General features: G+C 42.8%; 18 protein-coding genes. 15 read left to right on the plus strand and 3 right to left on the minus strand.

Translation table 11 applies throughout. The features are described from left to right. Both LJE12_RS15600 and LJE12_RS15605 read right to left on the minus strand, forming a co-directional pair. Positions 1-212: hypothetical protein (locus LJE12_RS15600; protein WP_331466201.1), on the minus strand; the 212-nt coding region annotated here is incomplete at its 3' end. Continuing rightward, positions 193-360 (minus strand): hypothetical protein, encoded by a 168-nt coding sequence (locus LJE12_RS15605; RefSeq protein ID WP_155512374.1) that lies wholly within the window; start codon positions 358-360, stop codon positions 193-195. The genes LJE12_RS15605 and LJE12_RS15600, both read right to left, overlap by 20 nt. A gap of 344 nt (positions 361-704) precedes the next feature. On the opposite strand from LJE12_RS15605, the gene LJE12_RS20770 reads away from it, so the two are divergent. From LJE12_RS20770 to LJE12_RS15630, 5 genes are all read left to right on the plus strand, one after another. Beyond that, positions 705-815, plus strand: a complete 111-nt coding sequence (locus LJE12_RS20770; protein ID WP_243101548.1) for a hypothetical protein — start codon at positions 705-707, stop codon at positions 813-815. 292 nt (positions 816-1,107) lie between these two features. Continuing rightward, positions 1,108-1,356: an Abi family protein gene (locus LJE12_RS15620; RefSeq protein ID WP_227226816.1), complete on the plus strand. Its 249-nt coding sequence runs from the start codon at positions 1,108-1,110 to the stop codon at positions 1,354-1,356. Positions 1,357-1,576: 220 nt separating this feature from the next. Beyond that, positions 1,577-1,708, plus strand: coding sequence for a hypothetical protein (locus LJE12_RS20065; RefSeq protein WP_255610870.1), 132 nt, complete (start codon positions 1,577-1,579; stop codon positions 1,706-1,708). A 19-nt stretch (positions 1,709-1,727) separates the two neighbouring features. After that, on the plus strand, positions 1,728-5,303 hold the full coding sequence (locus tag LJE12_RS15625) for a hypothetical protein (protein WP_055058279.1): 3,576 nt from the start codon (positions 1,728-1,730) through the stop codon (positions 5,301-5,303). Positions 5,304-5,495: 192 nt separating this feature from the next. Then, positions 5,496-6,440, plus strand: coding sequence for an Ig-like domain-containing protein (locus LJE12_RS15630; protein ID WP_147419070.1), 945 nt, complete (start codon positions 5,496-5,498; stop codon positions 6,438-6,440). 175 nt (positions 6,441-6,615) lie between these two features. Here LJE12_RS15630 and LJE12_RS15635 read toward each other — a convergent pair whose 3' ends face one another. Then, complete coding sequence (locus LJE12_RS15635) at positions 6,616-6,963, minus strand: hypothetical protein (protein ID WP_055058276.1); 348 nt, start codon at positions 6,961-6,963, stop codon at positions 6,616-6,618. A gap of 541 nt (positions 6,964-7,504) precedes the next feature. Here LJE12_RS15635 and LJE12_RS15640 point away from each other — a divergent pair. The 10 genes from LJE12_RS15640 (at position 7,505) to truB (ending at position 19,427) form a co-directional block, all read left to right on the plus strand. Further along, positions 7,505-9,430: a DNA gyrase/topoisomerase IV subunit B gene (locus LJE12_RS15640; protein WP_055058286.1), complete on the plus strand. Its 1,926-nt coding sequence runs from the start codon at positions 7,505-7,507 to the stop codon at positions 9,428-9,430. A 72-nt stretch (positions 9,431-9,502) separates the two neighbouring features. Then, a complete protein-coding gene (locus LJE12_RS15645; RefSeq protein WP_055058275.1) occupies positions 9,503-11,749 on the plus strand; it encodes a DNA gyrase/topoisomerase IV subunit A in 2,247 nt (748 codons plus the stop codon). A gap of 151 nt (positions 11,750-11,900) precedes the next feature. After that, positions 11,901-12,365, plus strand: a complete 465-nt coding sequence (gene rimP / locus LJE12_RS15650; RefSeq protein ID WP_008707593.1) for a ribosome maturation factor RimP — start codon at positions 11,901-11,903, stop codon at positions 12,363-12,365. A gap of 24 nt (positions 12,366-12,389) precedes the next feature. Then, the gene (gene nusA, locus LJE12_RS15655; RefSeq protein WP_227226815.1) at positions 12,390-13,610 is read left to right on the plus strand and encodes a transcription termination factor NusA; all 1,221 of its coding nucleotides are present in this window, start codon (positions 12,390-12,392) and stop codon (positions 13,608-13,610) included. Further along, positions 13,594-13,869: an RNase P modulator RnpM gene (rnpM, locus tag LJE12_RS15660; protein ID WP_173681121.1), complete on the plus strand. Its 276-nt coding sequence runs from the start codon at positions 13,594-13,596 to the stop codon at positions 13,867-13,869. The genes nusA and rnpM overlap by 17 nt, the downstream gene beginning before the upstream one ends. Beyond that, complete coding sequence (locus LJE12_RS15665; protein ID WP_008707587.1) at positions 13,820-14,158, plus strand: L7Ae/L30e/S12e/Gadd45 family ribosomal protein; 339 nt, start codon at positions 13,820-13,822, stop codon at positions 14,156-14,158. Before rnpM ends, LJE12_RS15665 begins: the two co-directional genes overlap by 50 nt. Before the next feature lie 3 nt (positions 14,159-14,161). After that, positions 14,162-17,002 carry a translation initiation factor IF-2 gene (gene infB / locus LJE12_RS15670; RefSeq protein ID WP_173698636.1) on the plus strand — a complete coding sequence of 947 codons (2,841 nt, stop codon included), beginning with the start codon at positions 14,162-14,164 and terminating at the stop codon, positions 17,000-17,002. A 168-nt stretch (positions 17,003-17,170) separates the two neighbouring features. Beyond that, positions 17,171-17,566 carry a 30S ribosome-binding factor RbfA gene (gene rbfA, locus LJE12_RS15675; RefSeq protein ID WP_008707585.1) on the plus strand — a complete coding sequence of 132 codons (396 nt, stop codon included), beginning with the start codon at positions 17,171-17,173 and terminating at the stop codon, positions 17,564-17,566. Between the two features lie 14 nt (positions 17,567-17,580). Then, entirely contained in the window at positions 17,581-18,543 is a 963-nt protein-coding gene (locus tag LJE12_RS15680) for a DHH family phosphoesterase (RefSeq protein ID WP_173750652.1), read from the plus strand. Then, positions 18,540-19,427: a tRNA pseudouridine(55) synthase TruB gene (truB, locus tag LJE12_RS15685; RefSeq protein ID WP_062807514.1), complete on the plus strand. Its 888-nt coding sequence runs from the start codon at positions 18,540-18,542 to the stop codon at positions 19,425-19,427. The genes LJE12_RS15680 and truB overlap by 4 nt, the downstream gene beginning before the upstream one ends. Positions 19,428-19,431: the final 4 nt, after the last annotated feature.

Below are 19,431 nucleotides of genomic sequence, written 5' to 3' on the forward strand. Positions count from 1 at the left end.
CTCTGATCCTGAAGTAATCGAGTAATCAGGCTTCCAAGTCGAGTTTCTCCCTGAATCTGCCCGATTGCTTCACCTCTTGCCTGTCCAATTGCTTCTCCTTCTGTACGTCCCTCAGCTTTAAGTCTTTCAGATTCCAGTTCCAGAACTTTTCCTCCCATAATATCACCTATTCCTTTCCGGACATCTTCTTCTTTACGGAAGATATACTCCATCCTCCTGCTGATGTTCATTGCGAAGCTGTGTGATCTTCACATCTTCCGGATATGATGTGTGGAATACATCATTGATCAGCGGTATTGCCAGATATGGCATCTTCTCGATCATTGTACGGAATACATCATCAAAAATCGTATTATTCATATAACACTCCTTTTTGTACTTACATTATAACATTTTGACGAGTTTTATTGAACACTTAATTTCTTTAAATTTATGTATTTTTATCTTTGGAATCAGTGGCGGATACTGCCTGAAAAATCACTTATAAGAAAGTATAGATTATCGTTTAAAATACCCGGTTATCTTATTTGCGGACGATCAAGCTTGGCGGGCAAAAAGAAAAGCTCTACAATGAAACAAATATATATGAGATGGAACTTGCTATGAGGCGGGCAAGAAGGCGGTACTGACCAATGGATTTATAAAAAAATCGCAGAAGACACCAAAGGCAGAAAAAGAACTGGCAAAGAAGTATAAAGCAGATTATGAACGGAACAAGAAATCCCAGCCTGAGTATAGTGAAAAAACTTGCACAGGGATTAGGGATGCAATTAAAGCTGGAATTTGTTCTGATGCCAACAAAAAATAAAATGTAAAGAGTATGAGAAAATAGGAACCGCAGGAATTCATATTATATAATAGGTACGTATATCAGTAACTATGAATATTTGACAGGTGTATCATCGTCATTATCTGCAGAGACCTGACATTGGGATACCCCATGTCAAAATAGGCATAATCTCAAAAAAACAATGGAAAGTTGCCGATTTTTACAAAAGAAAGCTTGACAGTAACATCGGAAACTGTATAATAATATTAACAGAACCCACCACGCCTCTGATTTTTCATGCGCAACCCGGTGGGACTTTTTCATTTATGGGGTGTTTTATGTATCAATATCCAAAACAAATATTAACAATAGAACAACAAGTGCAATCTTATGTAGATGCAGGAATGGAGATTACATCTTATGAAGATGTAGAGAAGGTATTAAAGACAATTGGGTTTTATCGTTTGAGAGGCTACTCGTTTCATTTATATGATAATACTACAAAGAAGTATGTTGCGGGAACAAAGTTTAAAGATATTATAAAATTGTATCAATTTGATCAGGAATTATCTGCATTGCTGGTTTGATCTTCCGCAGTTCGATACAATAATATAACCTGTTTTTTTTCTCTTTTGGGAGCTGTTTCGGCAGCTCTCAAATTTTTTTGAAAAAATTTGATTTTTAGGTGAGAGTTTTTCGCTTTTTTTGTACCTATATAAGTGAAAGAACTTTTTAACCGAATCAAGTAGCGAAGCGGATTGCGAATATCCGCTTGATCATTGTTTTTCTGGAAGGAGGTTGGAAGGCATGTACGATACAGAAAAGCGTATCGAATTGGTAAAAAAGCTTTCCTTTACTGTGGCAGTCGTGATTACCACAGTATATATCAAATTCAGAAAAAGAGGACAAAAGAGTCAAGACGCAGAAGATCATGTATAAAGAAAGGAGAGGTGAACGTATGAAGAAAAAGTTATTAGCCGGGATTCTGGCGCTTGCACTGTGTTCCACCAATATGCCCCCCCAGACTATATTTGCGGGGGAATTTACTTCCGGAAATCCGGATGTAGTGTCTGAGGAAGAAACTCCGGAGATTTTTACCAATGAGGAGCAGGAAGCAGCAGGAGAGACAGATGAGGAATTGTCTGTATTTAGTTCAGAAGAGGTTCCTGAGTTTGATGATGCCCCCGATGAGGCAATGGCTGCTACGGAAAATGCACAAAATGGAGTAATTGATTTAACTGAGGATGCTAATGTTACGGACGGAGTTTATACCATAAATATAGCAGAAGATTACAAATTCACATGCAAGAAAAGTCCGGAAACGTCAAATAGAATTGTGGTTGATGGAACGAATACTTCAGAGCAACACAACATCAACATTTATCTTGATAACGTAAATATCAAAACATCTGCTGGTTCGGCACTGCAAATAAATAATAATGTTAAAGCTACAGTTACTATCTATTTAACAGGCATAAATAACCTTACAACAACTAATCAAAGCTCTGCCGGTTTACAGAAAGATAACGAAGCTCAGCTTATAATAACCAATGCTTCAGACACTACTACAGGAATCTTAAAAGCTAGTAGTGATGGGAGTGGGTATGGTGCCGGAATTGGTAGCGGCAATTACGGATCTTGCAAGAATATTACCATTAATAGTGGTTTTGTAGATGCTAAATCTAAGTTTGGTGCTGGAATCGGTAGCGGCCATCAGGGATCTTGCGATAATATTACCATTAAAAGTGGTTCCGTAAATGCTAAATCTATGAATGGTGCCGGAATTGGTGGCGGCCATCAGGGATCTTGCAATAATATTACCATTAATAGTGGTTCCGTAAATGCTAAATCTATGCATGGTGCCGGAATTGGTAGCGGCAATTACGGATCTTGCAATAATATTACTATTAAAAGTGGTTCTGTAACTGCTAGTTCCACGAGTGGTGCCGGAATTGGTGGCGGCCTTTACGGATCTTGCAATAATATTACCATTAGTGGCGGTTCTGTAAATGCGCAAGTTGGTTGCACTCCTCACCAGAATTTGGATAGCTCTGGTAGCTACGACCCCAAAAGCCCTGAAGTGTATCTCTACGTTATTCCTAATAAAAAAACTGAATTAGTAGCTATAGATAATAAAGTCTGGGAACCATCTAATCATAAAGCGGTTGAATCTACGAATACAAATCTATATGCATGGCTAACCGGAGAAGATCATCTTATAACTGTTGGAGAAGAGACTAAAAGTTATATCTTTAATTCAAATTTAGGGACATTTAGTGAAGGTAAACGTGATGTTACCAGTGATATTTTTGAATTTAACGGTTCTGAGTTTACTTATGATGGAAACACACACTCTCCTAACATCACTACGAAGAACAACATTAAAGGTGTAGGAAACTTCAGTGTAAAATATTTCAAGGAAAATGATCCGACAAACGAGATAACCGTGCCTAAAGATGTTGGTACTTATACTGTAAAGATTACTGTAGAAGAGGGCGATTTTTACAAAGAATCTTCTGGTTATTTAACAAGCGACGATTGGAAATTTGCTATTAAGCTTACCCCTACAATTACTACATATACAGATGAGTATGATGGAGATGCTCATCCAGTTATCAATATTGATCAAAAAACAATCCCATCAGATAGTACTATTGAATACAGTATTAATGATGGACAAACATGGAATATTCTGAATTCTAACAACGATATTCCTACTGTAAGAACGGTAACCGAAGCAGAAAATACCAAAATTTTTATACGGATCTCCAATTCCAATTATGTTATCTGGACTTCACAAGAATATAAAGCAATCATCAGTCGAGCAACCCAAACACCAAATTTTCCATCACCATCAAATACCAAAATACCCGTTCCGTGGTCCTGTAAAAAGGTCGGCGATATCACCACTATTCTTCCTGAACACTGGATATGGAAAGACACTGATAAATCAAAAGAATTAAAAGTAGAGGAACCTATCTCTGCCGATGCAGTTTACAATGGCACAGATAAAGGAAATTATGTAACAGAAACTGTTACTTATACAATCACCAGAAAGGAATGTGAACACAAAAATACCGTAGGAGTCTACTACTCCTCTCCATCCTGTACTTCCAACGGTTACAGCGGAGATACCTATTGTAACGACTGCGAGAGAACCATCTATTACGGCTCCACGATTCCTGCATATGGCCATGACTATGACAATGGTGTCATCACTACAGAGCCAACTGCCGAAACCGACGGAATCATAACTTACACCTGTAAACGATGCAAACATCAGGATACAAAAAACCTCGGAAAACTTGGCGACGGGGAACCTTATATTGAGGGAAGTTTCCAGAAGAAAGGCTGGGATGCTGTCAATGATCTGATTAAGGCTTCCAAAGAAAAAGATACCATTTCCATTACCCTGAATGGCGCCAAGGTATTTCCTGCCACTGTTTTATCCGAAATAAAAGGCAAAGATATTTCCCTGAATCTCGATATGGAGAATGGTTTCATCTGGAAGATCAATGGTACTTCCATCACAGCAGAAACACCTGCGGATATAGATCTTTCTGTTACAAACACAGCGGAATATATCCCGGCAGCGTTATACAGCCTGATCTCCGCAAACCAGAATGATTTCGGTTTCCATCTTGGAAGAAACGGAGCTTTTGATTTTCCGGCTGTGCTTTCTGTAAAGGCAGATGCTTCCTGTGCAGGATTTATGGCAAATCTGTTCTGGTATGATGTTGAGAATGGAGTTCTGCAGTGTATCCAGACCGTAACTGTAGGCGGTGCATTTGAGCGCAGTATTCCATATGCTGACTTTACCCTTTCCAAAGGACAGGATTATTTCATAGCATTTGGTACAGAATCTCTCAATGGCAGAGTCATTCACACAGACGGAAGTATCACAGATGAAAACGGCGTATACCTGCGACCTGCCAACACAAAGATTTCCAGCCATTCCATTGACAGAAACAAGCTTACTGTCAAACTTTCCAAAGGATGTGCCGGTGCTCAGGGTTATGACTTCGTGATCAGCAAGAAATCAAACATGCTTCAGACTGGGAAATTCAGCCAGACCGTTTCCTCAACCGGCAAGCCACAGGCATCTTTCAGATATCTGGCAAAAGGTACCTGGTATGTGGCAGCCCGAAGCTGGGTTCTGGATGTACAGGGCAATAAAGTCTATGGTTCCTGGACAAAGATCAAGAAGATCAAGATCACTGTTGTCACACCACAACAGCCAAAGATCAGGAATATCACTGTAAAAGGAAACACTGTGACTGTCACTTACACAAAATGCAAAAATGCTACAGGTTATGAAATCCTGCTCGGAAACAAATACAAAACCTCTGCAGGTGAGAAATATCCTGTAAAAAAACATCTGAAACGTACCGGAAACACCACTACTGTAACCTTTACAAACGTAAAGAAAGGCACCTGGTATGTAACCATACGGGCATGGAACCAGACCTCCAAAGACAAATCCAGAGTTTACAGTCCATACTCATCAATGAAGAAATTCAAGACAAAGAAATAGCTTCTGTTTCTTACAAATATTTCTACTGTAAAGATACTTAAAGAATAACACGTCATTTATAAAATAAGGAGGACGCATGAAAATTTAAAAAAAACACTAAGCATATTCCTGGCCATTGCCTTGATTTTGTCATCGGCCATATCCTTTGATTCATCATCAGTAAGAGCGGCGACTCCAAAGCTTAGCCAAACTGTGATTTCATTGCCTTCAGGAATAAGCACCACTTTAAAGGTATCAGGTACGGACAAAGCTGTAAAATGGTCTTCATCTGATGAAAATATTGCATCTGTTTCCAAAAAAGGTAAAGTCACAGGTAAAAATGCCGGAAAAGCTATCATCACTGCAACAATAGGGAAACAAACTTTGCAATGCAGGGTTATTGTTAGAGCAAGATTGAGCAGGACAAAAGTAACTCTTGTCCGATATGAGAGAATTTTTTTATCTTTAAAGGGTGCTTCTATTAAGCGCATTTCCAGCAGCGAACGTAAAGTGGCCTCAGTCTCTATCGTTAAAGAAGGAAAGGAAGGAATGATAATAGGTCTGCGGCGCGGAAGAGCAACAATTACAGTAGTAGATACAACTGGCAGAAAATATACCTGTATAGTTAAAGTCGAAGAGCCTTACCAACGAGAAAAATATATCACTCTTGAGGAAGGCCAGAGTTACCGCTTAAGATTAAACGATACTACTCAGAAGATATCCTGGAGCTCCCGAAATGAAAAAGTTGCTTGTGTTAATTCAGTAGGATTCGTTACTGCCCGTTCCAAAGGAGGGACATACATTTACGCAAAAGTTGGATCGAAGAGTTTCAGTTTTTATATTAAAGTACTGGCGAAAAAAAAGCCAGAAGTGACGCCAACAGCTACGCCCACACCAACGGTGACTCCAGAACCGACAGCTACGCCTACACCGGAACCAACGGCAACTCCGATTCCAACAGCAACTCCGGAGCCGACAGCAACTCCGATTCCCTGGTATCCGTCCTATCCGGATCCAGAACCAACAGATCCGCAGCCTCCACAAATCGACACTGATGTTCCAACCGATACTGATCACTCAAATGACAATAATGTCCCAACCGACAACAATGTCCCAACCGATAGCAGTACCGATTCCGGCAGCCATCTTTTGTTCTGACTCTATTATCTACAAAAGAAATAAAAAATATTAAGATATTAGGAAATTATAGGATTATAATATTTAACACTAAAAACCGGATTGAGTTTATTCTGCTCAATCCGGTTTTGACCTATTCCCTTTCTCTATAAAAGTTTAACTTCTTCAGAAAGATATCTGCCTCTTGCCATTTTTCTTAAAGATTGTATTCTTTATATAACTGCTCACGTCTTTTTGCGTCTGTTGATACAATCGGGATTTCTTCAGTTCTCTGATCCTGAAGTAATCGAGTAATCAGGCTTCCAAGTCGAGTTTCTCCCTGAACCTGCCCGATTGCTTCTCCTTCTGTACGTCCCTCAGCTTTAAGTCTTTCAGATTCCAGTTCCAGAACTTTTCCTCCCATAATATCACCTATTCCTTTCCGGATATCTTCTTCCTTACGGAAGATATAATCCGCAATCTTTATAATTAATTTTGTTAAATCTGTATACAGTTCCGATTTACCTGTCTCCGTCAGTTCCTTTTGACGAGTTTTATTGAACACTTAATTTTTTTTAAATTATGTATTTTTATCTTTGGAATCAGTGGCAGATATTGCCTGAAAAATCACTTATAAGAAAGTATAGATTATCGTTTACATTTTTTACTATACAGCATCTATGGCTATTTATCAAGTCCATTTTGGGCGATTATTTTCCTGTTCTTCCTTAAATCAAGAGTTTACAATCCATACTCCGCAATGAAGAAATTTAAGACAAAGAAATAGCTTCTGTTTCTTACAAATATTTCTACTGTAAAGATAATGCCAAACAGCCTTGCGGGCAAATGAAACAGTTGACAGCTGAAAAAACCAATGATAAGATAAATGCACTCAAATTATAACAGAACAGGCTTACAGTCAGAAAAGGATCAGAATTTCGGTTCTGATTATTTTTTGTGTTTTATTCAGCTGACAAGGGAAAGTTCGTACTTGAAAAAGAATAAAAATTGGGTTATAATACGAACAAATGTTTGTAATGCAAAAAATCATTCCCGGATTTACAGTAAGCAATCCGGTTAATATAAAGAAAGGAAATGTAACAGACATGGCAAAGAAAAACACCTATGATGCAGGGAGCATCTCTGTCCTGGAAGGCCTGGAGGCGGTTCGTAAGCGTCCGGGAATGTACATCGGAAGTGTTTCACGAAAAGGATTAAATCATCTCATTTATGAGATCGTAGATAACGCAGTAGATGAACATCTGGCAGGATACTGCAGTCTGATCCATGTAGTTCTGGAGAAAGATGGTTCCTGTACGGTTACGGATAATGGAAGAGGAATTCCGGTAGATATGCATGAGAAAGGAGTGTCGGCAGAGAGACTTGTATTTACAACTCTTCATGCAGGCGGTAAATTTGATAATTCTGCCTATAAGACCAGCGGAGGACTTCATGGAGTAGGCTCTTCGGTTGTGAATGCCCTGTCTACATATCTGGACATTAAGATCAGTCGTGACGGATATGTTCACCATGACCATTATGAGAGGGGAATCCCGACACTTGAACTGGAAGAGGGGCTTCTGCCGAAATTGGGTAAGACCAGACAGACTGGAACTAGTATCAATTTCCTCCCTGACCCGGAGATTTTTGAAAAGACAAGATTTTCTGCAACAGAAGTAAAGAGCAGACTTCATGAGACCGCATATCTGAATCCGGAACTGACCATTCATTTTGAGGATAAAAGAGGTGCAGAGGTTGAGGATATTACCTATCATGAGCCGGACGGTATCATTGGATTTATCAAAGATCTGAACCACAGTGCGGAAGTCCTGCATGATCCGGTTTACTTGAAAGGGGAAGCAGACGGCATTCAGGTAGAGGTGGCATTCCAGTTTACCAATGAATTTCGTGAGAATGTACTGGGCTTCTGTAATAACATTTACAATGCAGAGGGCGGTACTCATCTGACCGGATTTAAGACTACATTTACCACAGTCATGAATACTTATGCGAGAGAGATTGGCGTTCTTAAAGACAAGGATCCGAACTTCACAGGTGCAGATATCCGTAACGGAATGACAGCGGTTGTTTCCATCAAGCATCCGGAACCGCGTTTCGAGGGGCAGACCAAGACAAAGCTGGATAATCAGGATGCATCACGCGCAACCGGAAAGGTTGTAGGAGAGCAGATGGTACTCTATTTTGACAGAAATCTGGAGACTCTTAAGACAATCCTTTCCTGCGCGGAGAAAGCTGCCAAAATCCGCAAGACAGAGGAGAGAGCCAAGACCAATCTTCTGACAAAGCAGAAATATTCCTTTGACTCTAACGGAAAGCTGGCAAACTGTGAGAAAAAGGATCCTTCCCAGTGTGAGATCTTTATCGTAGAGGGAGATTCTGCGGGAGGTTCCGCAAAGACTGCACGTAACCGTAATTACCAGGCAATCCTTCCTATCAGAGGTAAGATCCTGAATGTAGAGAAAGCAACCATTGACAAAGTGCTTGCCAATGCGGAGATCAAGACCATGATTAATGCATTCGGATGTGGATTCTCCGAAGGATACGGAAATGACTTTGACATTACAAAGCTTCGTTACGACAAGATTGTGATCATGGCTGATGCCGATGTGGATGGGGCGCATATTTCCACACTGCTCCTTACTTTATTTTACCGTTTTATGCCGGATCTGATCACTGAGGGACATGTGTATATTGCCATGCCGCCATTATATAAAGTCATGCCTAAGAAGGGGCAGGAGGAATACCTGTATGATGATAAGGCACTGGAGAGATACAGACGTGCCCATAAGCCGGGAAGCTTTACTCTTCAGAGATATAAAGGTCTGGGCGAGATGGATGCGGAGCAGCTCTGGGAGACTACTCTGAATCCGGAGACAAGAATGATGAAGCGGGTGGAGATTGAGGATGCGAGACTTGCATCAAGCGTGACAGAGATCCTGATGGGAAGCGATGTCCCGCCGAGAAAGAAATTTATCTATGAGCATGCACAGGATGCAGAGCTGGACATCTGATTTTGCCGGAGTGTTATGTGGAAATTAAGACAGATACATGGATATGTGTCTGAGATGGAGGAAAGAAATTAAATGGAAACAAAACAGGAGAATGTGATTCCCACCGACTATGCGGAGGTCATGCAGAAATCCTATATAGATTATGCCATGAGTGTTATTATCTCCAGAGCCCTGCCGGATGTGCGTGACGGATTGAAGCCTGTACAGAGAAGAACTCTGTATGATATGTATGAACTGGGTATCCGTTATGACAGACCATACAGAAAATGTGCCCGTATCGTAGGTGACACCATGGGTAAATATCACCCCCATGGTGACAGCTCGATCTACGAAGCACTTGTGGTAATGGCTCAGGATTTTAAGAAAGGCAAAACACTGGTTGACGGACATGGAAACTTCGGTTCCATCGAGGGTGACGGTGCAGCTGCCATGCGATATACAGAAGCCAGGCTGGAGAAACTGACACAGGATGTCTTCCTCGAAGATCTGGATAAGAATGTGGTAGATTTTATGCCGAACTTTGATGAGACAGAGAAGGAACCGGTGGTACTTCCTGTCAGAATCCCGAATCTGCTGGTAAACGGAGCAGACGGTATTGCGGTCGGTATGGCAACCAGTATTCCGCCTCACAATCTGGGTGAAGTGGTAGATGCGGTGAAGGCATATATGAAGAATAACGACATCAGTGTCAAAGGGCTGATGCGCTATCTCAAGGGACCGGATTTCCCGACAGGTGGTCTGGTAGTAAATAAAGATGATCTGCTCAGGATTTATGAGACAGGAACAGGGAAGCTTCGTGTCAGAGGCAAAGTGGAGACAGTGAAGCTCAAAGGTGGCAGACAGCAGCTTGTGATCACAGAGATTCCTTATACAATGATCGGTGCAAATATCGGAAAATTCCTGAATGATATTGCGTCTCTTGTGGAAAACAAGAAGACAACAGATATCGTGGATATCTCCAACCAGTCTTCCAAAGAGGGAATCCGTATTGTTCTTGACCTGAAGCGTGACGCGGATGTAGAGAATCTTACCAATATGCTCTACAAGAAGACAAAGCTGGAAGATACTTTTGGCGTGAATATGCTGGCAGTTGCGGATGGCAGACCGGAAACCCTGAGTCTGAAGCAGGTGATCGAGCATCACGTAGATTTCGTGTTCGATGTCACGACCAGAAAGTACACCACACTTCTGAATAAGGAGCAGGAGAAGAAAGAAATCCAGGAAGGTCTGATCAAGGCATGTGATGTGATTGACCTGATCATCGAGATCCTGCGAGGAAGCAAGAACAGAGAACAGGTAAAGAAATGCCTGGTTGAAGGTGTGACAGAAGGAATCAGGTTCAAGGGTAAATCAAGCGAGAAAGCTGCACAGAAGCTGCACTTCTCAGAGAAACAGGCAGCTGCGATCCTGGATATGCGTCTGTACAAACTGATCGGTCTGGAAATCGAGGCACTTCAGGCAGATTATGCAGAAACAATGAAGAACATTGCCATTTATGAAGATATCCTGAATAATTATGATTCCATGGCAGAAGTGATCATGAAAGAACTGGATCAGATCAAGAAAGAATACGGTACGAAACGCCGCACAGTGATCGAGAATGCAGAAGAAGTTGTCTATGAAGAAAAGAAGATGGAGGAGATGGAAGTCACCTTCCTCATGGACCGTTTCGGATATATGCGGACCATTGATAAGTCTGCATATGAGAGAAATAAAGAAGCTGCCAATGCAGAGAACAAATATGTGTTTAACTGTATGAATACAGATAAGATATGTATCTTTACAGATAATGGAAAGATGCACAGTATCAAGGTGGCAGATATTCCGCTGGTTCGTTTCAGGGATAAGGGGACACCGGCAGATAATCTGAGCAATTATGACAGTGCACAGGAACGTATGCTCTATGTAGCACCACTGGCATCTGTAAAAGAAAATACACTTCTGTTTGTCACTGCTGCATCCATGTGCAAGCTGGTAAGCGGTGCAGAGTTTGATGTGGCGAAGAGAACGATCGTGTCTACGAAACTTGCTGAAGAGGATTCCCTGATCTTTGTGGGTTCTGCGGATGAAATGGAACAGGTGGTATTCCAGAGTGAGGGCGGATATTTCTTAAGATTTCAGAAACAGGATATTTCTGCTATGAAGAAAACATCTATCGGGGTGCGTGGAATGAAACTGGCAGAAGGAGATAAACTGGATCATGCATATCTTCTGGAAAGCCGCCAGGAATATACCATTACTTACCATGAGAAACCCTATGTTCTCAACAGGATAAAACTGTCCAAACGGGACAGTAAAGGAACAAAACCACGTATATAAAACCAACAAATCCGCTAAAATCAAGGTTTTTGCAGGAAAAGCCTTGCAATTGCCGAGAATTGGTGTTACAATACATCTAAATTAGAACTTGTTGACAAAGGAGTGGGCGTGAGCCCACTCTTATTTGTTGCATGGAAAGGCAGGTGGGAAAATGAGCAGACGGGAAGAGTATGAAAAGCGCGCAGAGGAACTTCTGGCACCGATCGTAGAACTTAACGGCTTTGAACTGGTTGATGTAGAATATGTGAAGGAAGCAGGTAACTGGTATCTGAGAGGATACATTGACAAACCAGGCGGAATTACGGTAAATGACTGCGAGACAGTCAGCAGAGCATTCAGTGACAAACTGGATGAGAATGATTTTATCGAAGACAGTTATATCATGGAGATCAGTTCACCGGGACTGGACAGACCGCTGAAGAAAGACAAAGACTTTGAGAGAAACATGGGAAAACTGGTGGAAATCCGTACCTATCGGCCAATCGAGAAGCAAAAAGAGTTCTGCGGGATTTTGACCGCATATGATAGTAACAGTGTGACAATCGATGAGGATGGAACCGAGCGTGTTTTTGATAAGAAAGACACAGCCCTGATACGCCTCGCAATAGAGTTTTAGTTAATTCGGGAGGATAAGAAAAAAATGAGCAGAGAGTTAAGGGAGGCACTGGATATCCTTGAAAAGGAAAAGAGTATCAGCAAAGATACTCTGCTTGAGGCAATTGAGCAGTCTCTGATCCAGGCCTGCAAGAACCATTTTGGAAAAGCTGACAATGTACATGTAACTATTGATCCGGAAACCTGCGATTTTTCAGTGTATGCAGACAGGAGTATCGTAGAATACGTAGAGGATCCTGCAATGGAGATTTCTCTGGCAGATGCTTTGAAGATCACATCAAGAGCTGAGATCGGAGGCATGATACAGGTTCCGATTCAGTCTAAGGAATTCGGACGTATTGCGACACAGAATGCAAAGAACGTTATCCTGCAGAAAATCCGTGAGGAAGAACGTAAAGTGCTGTATGATGAATACTATGGAAAAGAAAAAGAAGTAGTAACCGGTATTGTACAGCGTGTGATGGGCAAGAATGTAAGCATCAATCTTGGTAAGGCAGATGCAGTATTAAGTGAGAATGAACAGGTGAAAGGGGAAACCTTCCAGCCGACAGAGAGAATAAAGGTGTATATTCTTGAAGTCAAGGATACCCCGAAGGGACCTCGTATTCTGGTATCCAGAACTCATCCGGGACTTGTGAAACGTCTCTTTGAGTCAGAAGTTGCAGAAGTAAAAGACGGAACTGTTGAGATCAAGAGCATCGCACGTGAGGCCGGTTCCCGTACAAAGATCGCTGTATGGAGCAACGATCCGGATGTAGATGCAGTTGGTGCATGCGTAGGTATGAACGGTGCACGTGTCAATGCAGTAGTTGAGGAACTTCGCGGTGAGAAAATCGATATCATCAACTGGGATGAGAATCCTGCAATCCTGATCGAGAATGCATTGAGCCCTGCAAAGGTTATCGCAGTTATGGCAGATCCTGATGAGAAGTCAGCTCTGGTAGTTGTTCCTGATTATCAGCTGTCCCTTGCAATCGGTAAAGAAGGTCAGAATGCACGTCTTGCTGCAAGACTTACAGGATTTAAGATTGACATCAAGAGTGAGACTCAGGCAAAAGAAGCCGGAGATTTCTATGATTATGATGATGACGAGACTGCAGAAGATGCAGCTGAGGCATCAGCAGAGGAAACTTCAGCAGAAGATTCCCTGACAGAAGAAACCGAAGCAGAAGAAGTTTCAGAGGAAGTTCCTGTAGAAGAAGAGCCACAGGCTCAGGAAGCAGGAGAGAATGAAGACGAAGAATAAGATTCCCATGCGCCAGTGTACCGGCTGCAGGGAAATGAAAAGCAAGAAAGAGATGCTCAGAGTTCTTAAGACTACAGATGATGAGATCGTGCTTGATACTACCGGTAAGAAAAACGGCAGAGGCGCATATCTGTGTCTTTCCAGAGAATGTCTGGATAAAGCGATCAAAAATCATGGACTTGAGCGTTCACTGAAAACTGCGGTTCCAGATGAGGTATACGAACGACTTAAGAAGGAGCTGGAAGATATTGAAAAATAACAGAGTACTGTCGCTGATAGGGCTGGCTACCAAAGCAGGTAAGACCGTAAGCGGAGAATTTTCCACAGAGAAATCTGTAAAGACCGGAAAAGGACTGCTTGTGATCGTTGCTGAGGATGCCTCCGAGAATACAAAGAAGAAATTCAGGAATATGTGCAGTTTTTATGAAGTTCCGATTTTCTTCTTCTCAGATAAAGAGAGCTTAGGCAGAGCAATGGGAAAGGAGTACCGCGCCTGTCTGGCTGTCCAGGATGAGAACTTTGCGAAAGCAATCATGAAGGAGGTATAGCGATTGTCAAAATTAAGAGTACATGAGCTGGCCAGAGAGCTTGGACGACAGAACAGAGAAGTAATCGAGTTTCTGAAATCAAAAGGTGTTGATGTGAGAAGCCATATGAGTATGGTGGATGAGCCTGCGGTTTCGGAAGTAAAGAATAGATTCAGAAAAGACAATAATAACAGGGGAAAGGAGCATATTGCGAAATTGGAGACTCCCAAGACAGAAGAAAAGGTTGTAACAGCAAAATCAGAAGGAGATAAAACTGAAACACCTAAAAAGAAAAAAAATATTATCCGCGTTTTTCATGCACAGAATGCAAGTGACGGAGGAAAAACAAGAAAGAAACCTGTGAAAGCTGAAGGCGAGAGAACAGGTTCACCAAGAAATGCAGAAGGAAGAAATTCTGACAGTTCAAGAACAGACGGTGACAGACCAAGAAGAAATAATAATGACCGCCCAGGTACAGGCAACAGAAGACCAGACGGACAGAACCGTCAGGGAAGACCTCAGGGTGAAGGAAGATCCCAGGGAGATAACCGCCAGGGAGGACGTTTTGGCCAGGGAAGAAACCAGGGCGATGGAAACCGTCAGGGAAGACCTCAGGGCGAGGGAAGATCCCAGGGAGATAACCGCCAGGGAGGACGTTTCGGACAGGGCAGATCCCAGGGCGATGGTCAGGGCCGTCCGGGCGGAAGATTCCAGGGCGATGGAAATCGTCAGGGAGGACGTTTCGGACAGGGAAGACCACAGGGAGATGGAAACCGTCAGGGAGGAAGACCGCAGGGCAATGGCCAGGGTCGTCCGGATGGAAACAGAAGTGAAGGACGTGACGGACGCTTCGGCGGCAGTCAGGGACGTCAGGGACAGCGCCAGAATACAAGAAAGAATGACGATATGGCATTTGCACCGGAACTGACAAAGACTTCCAAAGACAGCAAGAGAGAAAGAGACAGAGAGAACAAAAACAAGAAAAAAGATTTTGATAAGACACAGAGTGGCGGACGCAGACCAAACCAGGGTGGATTCAATAAGAATTCCAGAATCCCGAAAGCTCTGCAGAAACCGGCTCCGCAGCCAAAACAGGAAGAGAAGAAACCTGAGGTTAAGGAAATCACACTTCCGGAGAAGATGACGATCCGCGAACTGGCAGAAGCTATGAAAATGCAGCCGTCAGTAATTGTGAAGAAGCTCTTTATGCAGGGTATGATGGTTACCGTAAACCATGAGATCGATTTTGAGAAAGCTCAGGAGATTGCTCTGGAATATGATATCATCGCAGAACCGGAAGAGAAGGTAGACGTTATCGAAGAACTCCTCAAAGAGGATGAAGAAGACGAAAAAGATATGGTTTCAAGACCACCTGTAGTCTGTGTTATGGGGCACGTTGACCATGGTAAAACATCTCTTCTGGATGCAATCCGTAAGACAAATGTAACACGTGGAGAAGCCGGCGGTATCACACAGCACATCGGTGCTTCTGTAGTAGAAGTTGGCGGACAGAAGATCACATTCCTGGATACACCTGGACATGAAGCTTTCACAGCTATGCGTATGCGTGGTGCCAACTCCACAGATATCGCAGTTCTGGTTGTAGCGGCTGATGATGGTGTGATGCCTCAGACAGTAGAGGCTATCAGCCATGCGAAGGCGGCAGGCGTTGAGATCATAGTTGCAATCAACAAGATTGATAAGCCAAGTGCTAATATTGAGCGTGTAAAACAGGAACTTTCTGAATATGAACTGATCCCGGAAGACTGGGGCGGAAGTACAATTTTTGTTCCTGTATCCGCACATACAGGAGAGGGAATCGATACTCTTCTTGAGATGATCCTTCTTACAGCCGAGGTATGTGAATTAAAGGCAAACCCGAACCGTTCCGCAAGAGGTCTTGTAATCGAGGCTCAGCTTGATAAAGGTAAAGGTCCGGTTGCCACGATCCTTGTCCAGAAAGGTACTCTTCATGTGGGAGACTTTATTGCAGCAGGAGCATGCAATGGTAAGGTTCGTGCCATGATGGATGATAAGGGACGCAGGATTAAAGAAGCAGGTCCTTCTACTCCTGTAGAAATCCTGGGACTTGGTGATGTGCCGAATGCAGGTGAAATTCTTCTTGCATTTGACAGTGATAAGGAAGCCAAGAACTTTGCAGGTGCATTTGTATCTGAGAACAAGAACCGTCTTCTTGAGGAGACTAAGGGCAAATTATCTCTGGATAATCTCTTTGATCAGATTCAGGCAAGCGATCTGAAGGAACTTCCGCTCATTGTCAAAGCAGATGTACAGGGATCTGTGGAAGCTGTAAAACAGAGTCTGACCAAACTTTCCAACGAAGAAGTGGTTGTAAAGGTGATCCATGGCGGTGTTGGTGCGATCAATGAGTCTGACGTAAGTCTTGCGGCTACATCAAATGCAATCATTATCGGCTTTAATGTCCGTCCGGATGCAACCGCAAAACAGCTTGCTGAGCAGGAAGGTGTAGATCTTCGTCTGTATAGAGTTATTTATCAGGCAATCGAAGATGTAGAAGCTGCCATGAAGGGTATGCTTGATCCTATATTTGAGGAGAAAGTTATCGGTCATGCGGAAGTGCGTCAGCTGTTTAAGGCATCCGGTATTGGTACGATTGCAGGAAGCTATATTCTGGATGGTATCTTCCAGAGAAACTGCAAGGTTCGTATTTCCAGAGAAGGCGAGCAGATATTTGAAGGTGAGCTTGCATCCCTGAAGAGATTCAAAGACGATGTTAAGGAAGTTAAGGCAGGATACGAATGTGGCCTTGTATTTGACGGATTTAACGATGTGAAAGAGGAAGATAAAGTAGAAGCTTATATCATGGTAGAAGTACCGAGATAGTAATGGTTTATAAAGGTAGGGTGCGCGATTCATAGTGTCAGGTACAGTGTGGTGCGCACCTTGACTTGATTGTGGTAATTCAGAAAATAATGTGATCAGGATAGTCGATGATCCGGATTGCTCACAGTATTTGACAGAATTGCCGGATATATAGGAGTAAAACTTAAAATGAGAAAAAACAGTATTAAGAATACCCGGATCAATGGGGAAGTCCAGAAGGAACTCAGCACCATTATCCGCAACGAGATCAAGGACCCGCGTATTCATCCGATGACTTCTGTCATGGCTGTAGAAGTGGCTCCTGACCTGAAAACCTGCAGAGCATATATCAGTGTGCTGGGTGAAAAAGAAGCAAAGGAAGCGACGATCAAAGGTCTGAACAGTGCAGAAGGCTACATCAGACGCCAGCTGGCGCGTAATTTAAACCTGAGAAATACACCGGAGATCCGTTTTATCCTGGACGAATCTATTGAGTATGGTGTAAATATGTCAAAGCTTATTGATGATGTTACCAAGAAAGACAGCAACTCCCACAGACAGGATGAGGAGCAGGATGAGAATTAAAAGAGGATGAGAACATGGAAAATATTGCGGAAATACTGGAAGGTGTGAAAACAATGGGAATCGGCGGACATATCCGTCCGGATGGTGACTGCGTTGGTTCCTGTATGGCGTTATATTTATATGTAAAAACCTATTATCCGGAAATTCAGGCAGATGTGTACCTGGATAATCCCAAACCTGTTTTCGGACATATTGACTGTATGGATGAGATTAAAACAGAGCTGGACGGTGACAAAGAGTATGACCTTTTTGTTACCTGTGATGTAAGTGCAAGAGACAGACTTGCCATTGCAGGTCCATACTTTGACACTGCAAAAAGAACAGCATGTATTGATCATCATATCAGTAACTCCGGATTTGCACAGGTGAATCATATCAGGGGAGAGGTAAGCTCTGCCTGTGAAGTTCTCTATGGGCTTTTTGATCCTGAGAAAGTGGTCCGTACCATTGCAGTGCCGATCTATACGGGAATGGTTCATGACACAGGGGTATTTCAGTACTCTTCAACTTCACCGGAGACCATGCGTATTGCCGGGGAACTGATGAAGACAGGATTCAATTTCAGTAAGATCATTGACGAATCTTTCTATCAGAAAACTTATGTGCAGAATCAGGTAATGGGGCGTGTTCTTGCAGAGAGTATCCTGCTTCTGGATGGAAAATGTATTATCGGATATCTTAAAAAAAGGGACATGGAGTTCTATGGTGTGGATGGCAAGGATCTGGACGGTATCGTCAGTCAGCTTCGTCTTACAGCGGGAGTGGAAGTTGCCATGTTTATCTATGAAGTGGAAACTCAGGCTTTCAAAGTTTCCCTGCGTTCCAACGGAAATGTGGATGTAAGCAAGATTGCAGTATATTTTGGCGGCGGCGGTCATATGAGAGCAGCCGGATGTGATCTTCAGGGTTCTGTGTATGATGTGATCAACAATGTGACAGAACAGATTTGCAAACAGTTTCAGGAGCAGGAAGTCTGATGGATGGAGTAATTGTAATCCGTAAGGAAAAAGGATTCACTTCCCATGATGTGGTGGCAAAGCTTCGGGGAATCCTTCATATGAAGAAAATCGGACATACCGGAACTCTTGATCCGGATGCAGAAGGAGTGCTCCCGGTGGCTCTGGGAAAAGCAACCCGTCTGGTGGATATGATCACAGATAAAGAGAAAACCTATGAGGCAGTGATGCGTCTGGGTGTTGTTACGGATACCCAGGATATGAGCGGAACTGTTCTCTCACAGACTACAGAGCTTTCCGTTACAGAAGAAGAACTTTGCACAGTGGTCAGTTCTTTTGTGGGAGACTATATGCAGGTGCCGCCAATGTATTCAGCACTGAAGGTCAATGGAAAGAAACTCTATGAACTTGCCAGAGAGGGCAAGACTGTGGAGCGTAAACCAAGACCTGTACATTTTTATGAGATAGAAATTCTGGATATCAGTTTTCCGCTGGTGCGTTTTCGTGTGACCTGCAGCAAGGGAACCTATATCCGTACTCTGTGCCATGATATAGGGGAAAAGCTGGGCTGTGGAGCTGCCATGGAAAGTCTTTTGCGGACAAAGGTGGGCAGATTTACACTGGATGATGCTATTACCTTGGCGCAGACAGAAGAGGCAGTGAAGAAAGGAACCATAGAGAGTAAAATCCTCGGTATTGAGGAGATTCTTGCAGAGTATCCAAGGGTATGCTGTACAAAAGAAGGGGACAGACTTCTGGCTAATGGAAATCCTCTTGTACAGGCACTGGTCGATGCACAGGAGAAAAACGGATGGATCCGTATGTGCAGCAGTGAAGGCAGTTTTGCCGGAGTTTACCAGTGGGACGAGAAAAGAAACAGGTATTTCCCTGTAAAAATGTTTTAGGAGA

The organism is Blautia sp. DFI.6.71, from assembly GCF_020593585.1.
Classification (GTDB): Bacteria; Bacillota; Clostridia; order Lachnospirales; family Lachnospiraceae; genus Blautia_A; species Blautia_A wexlerae.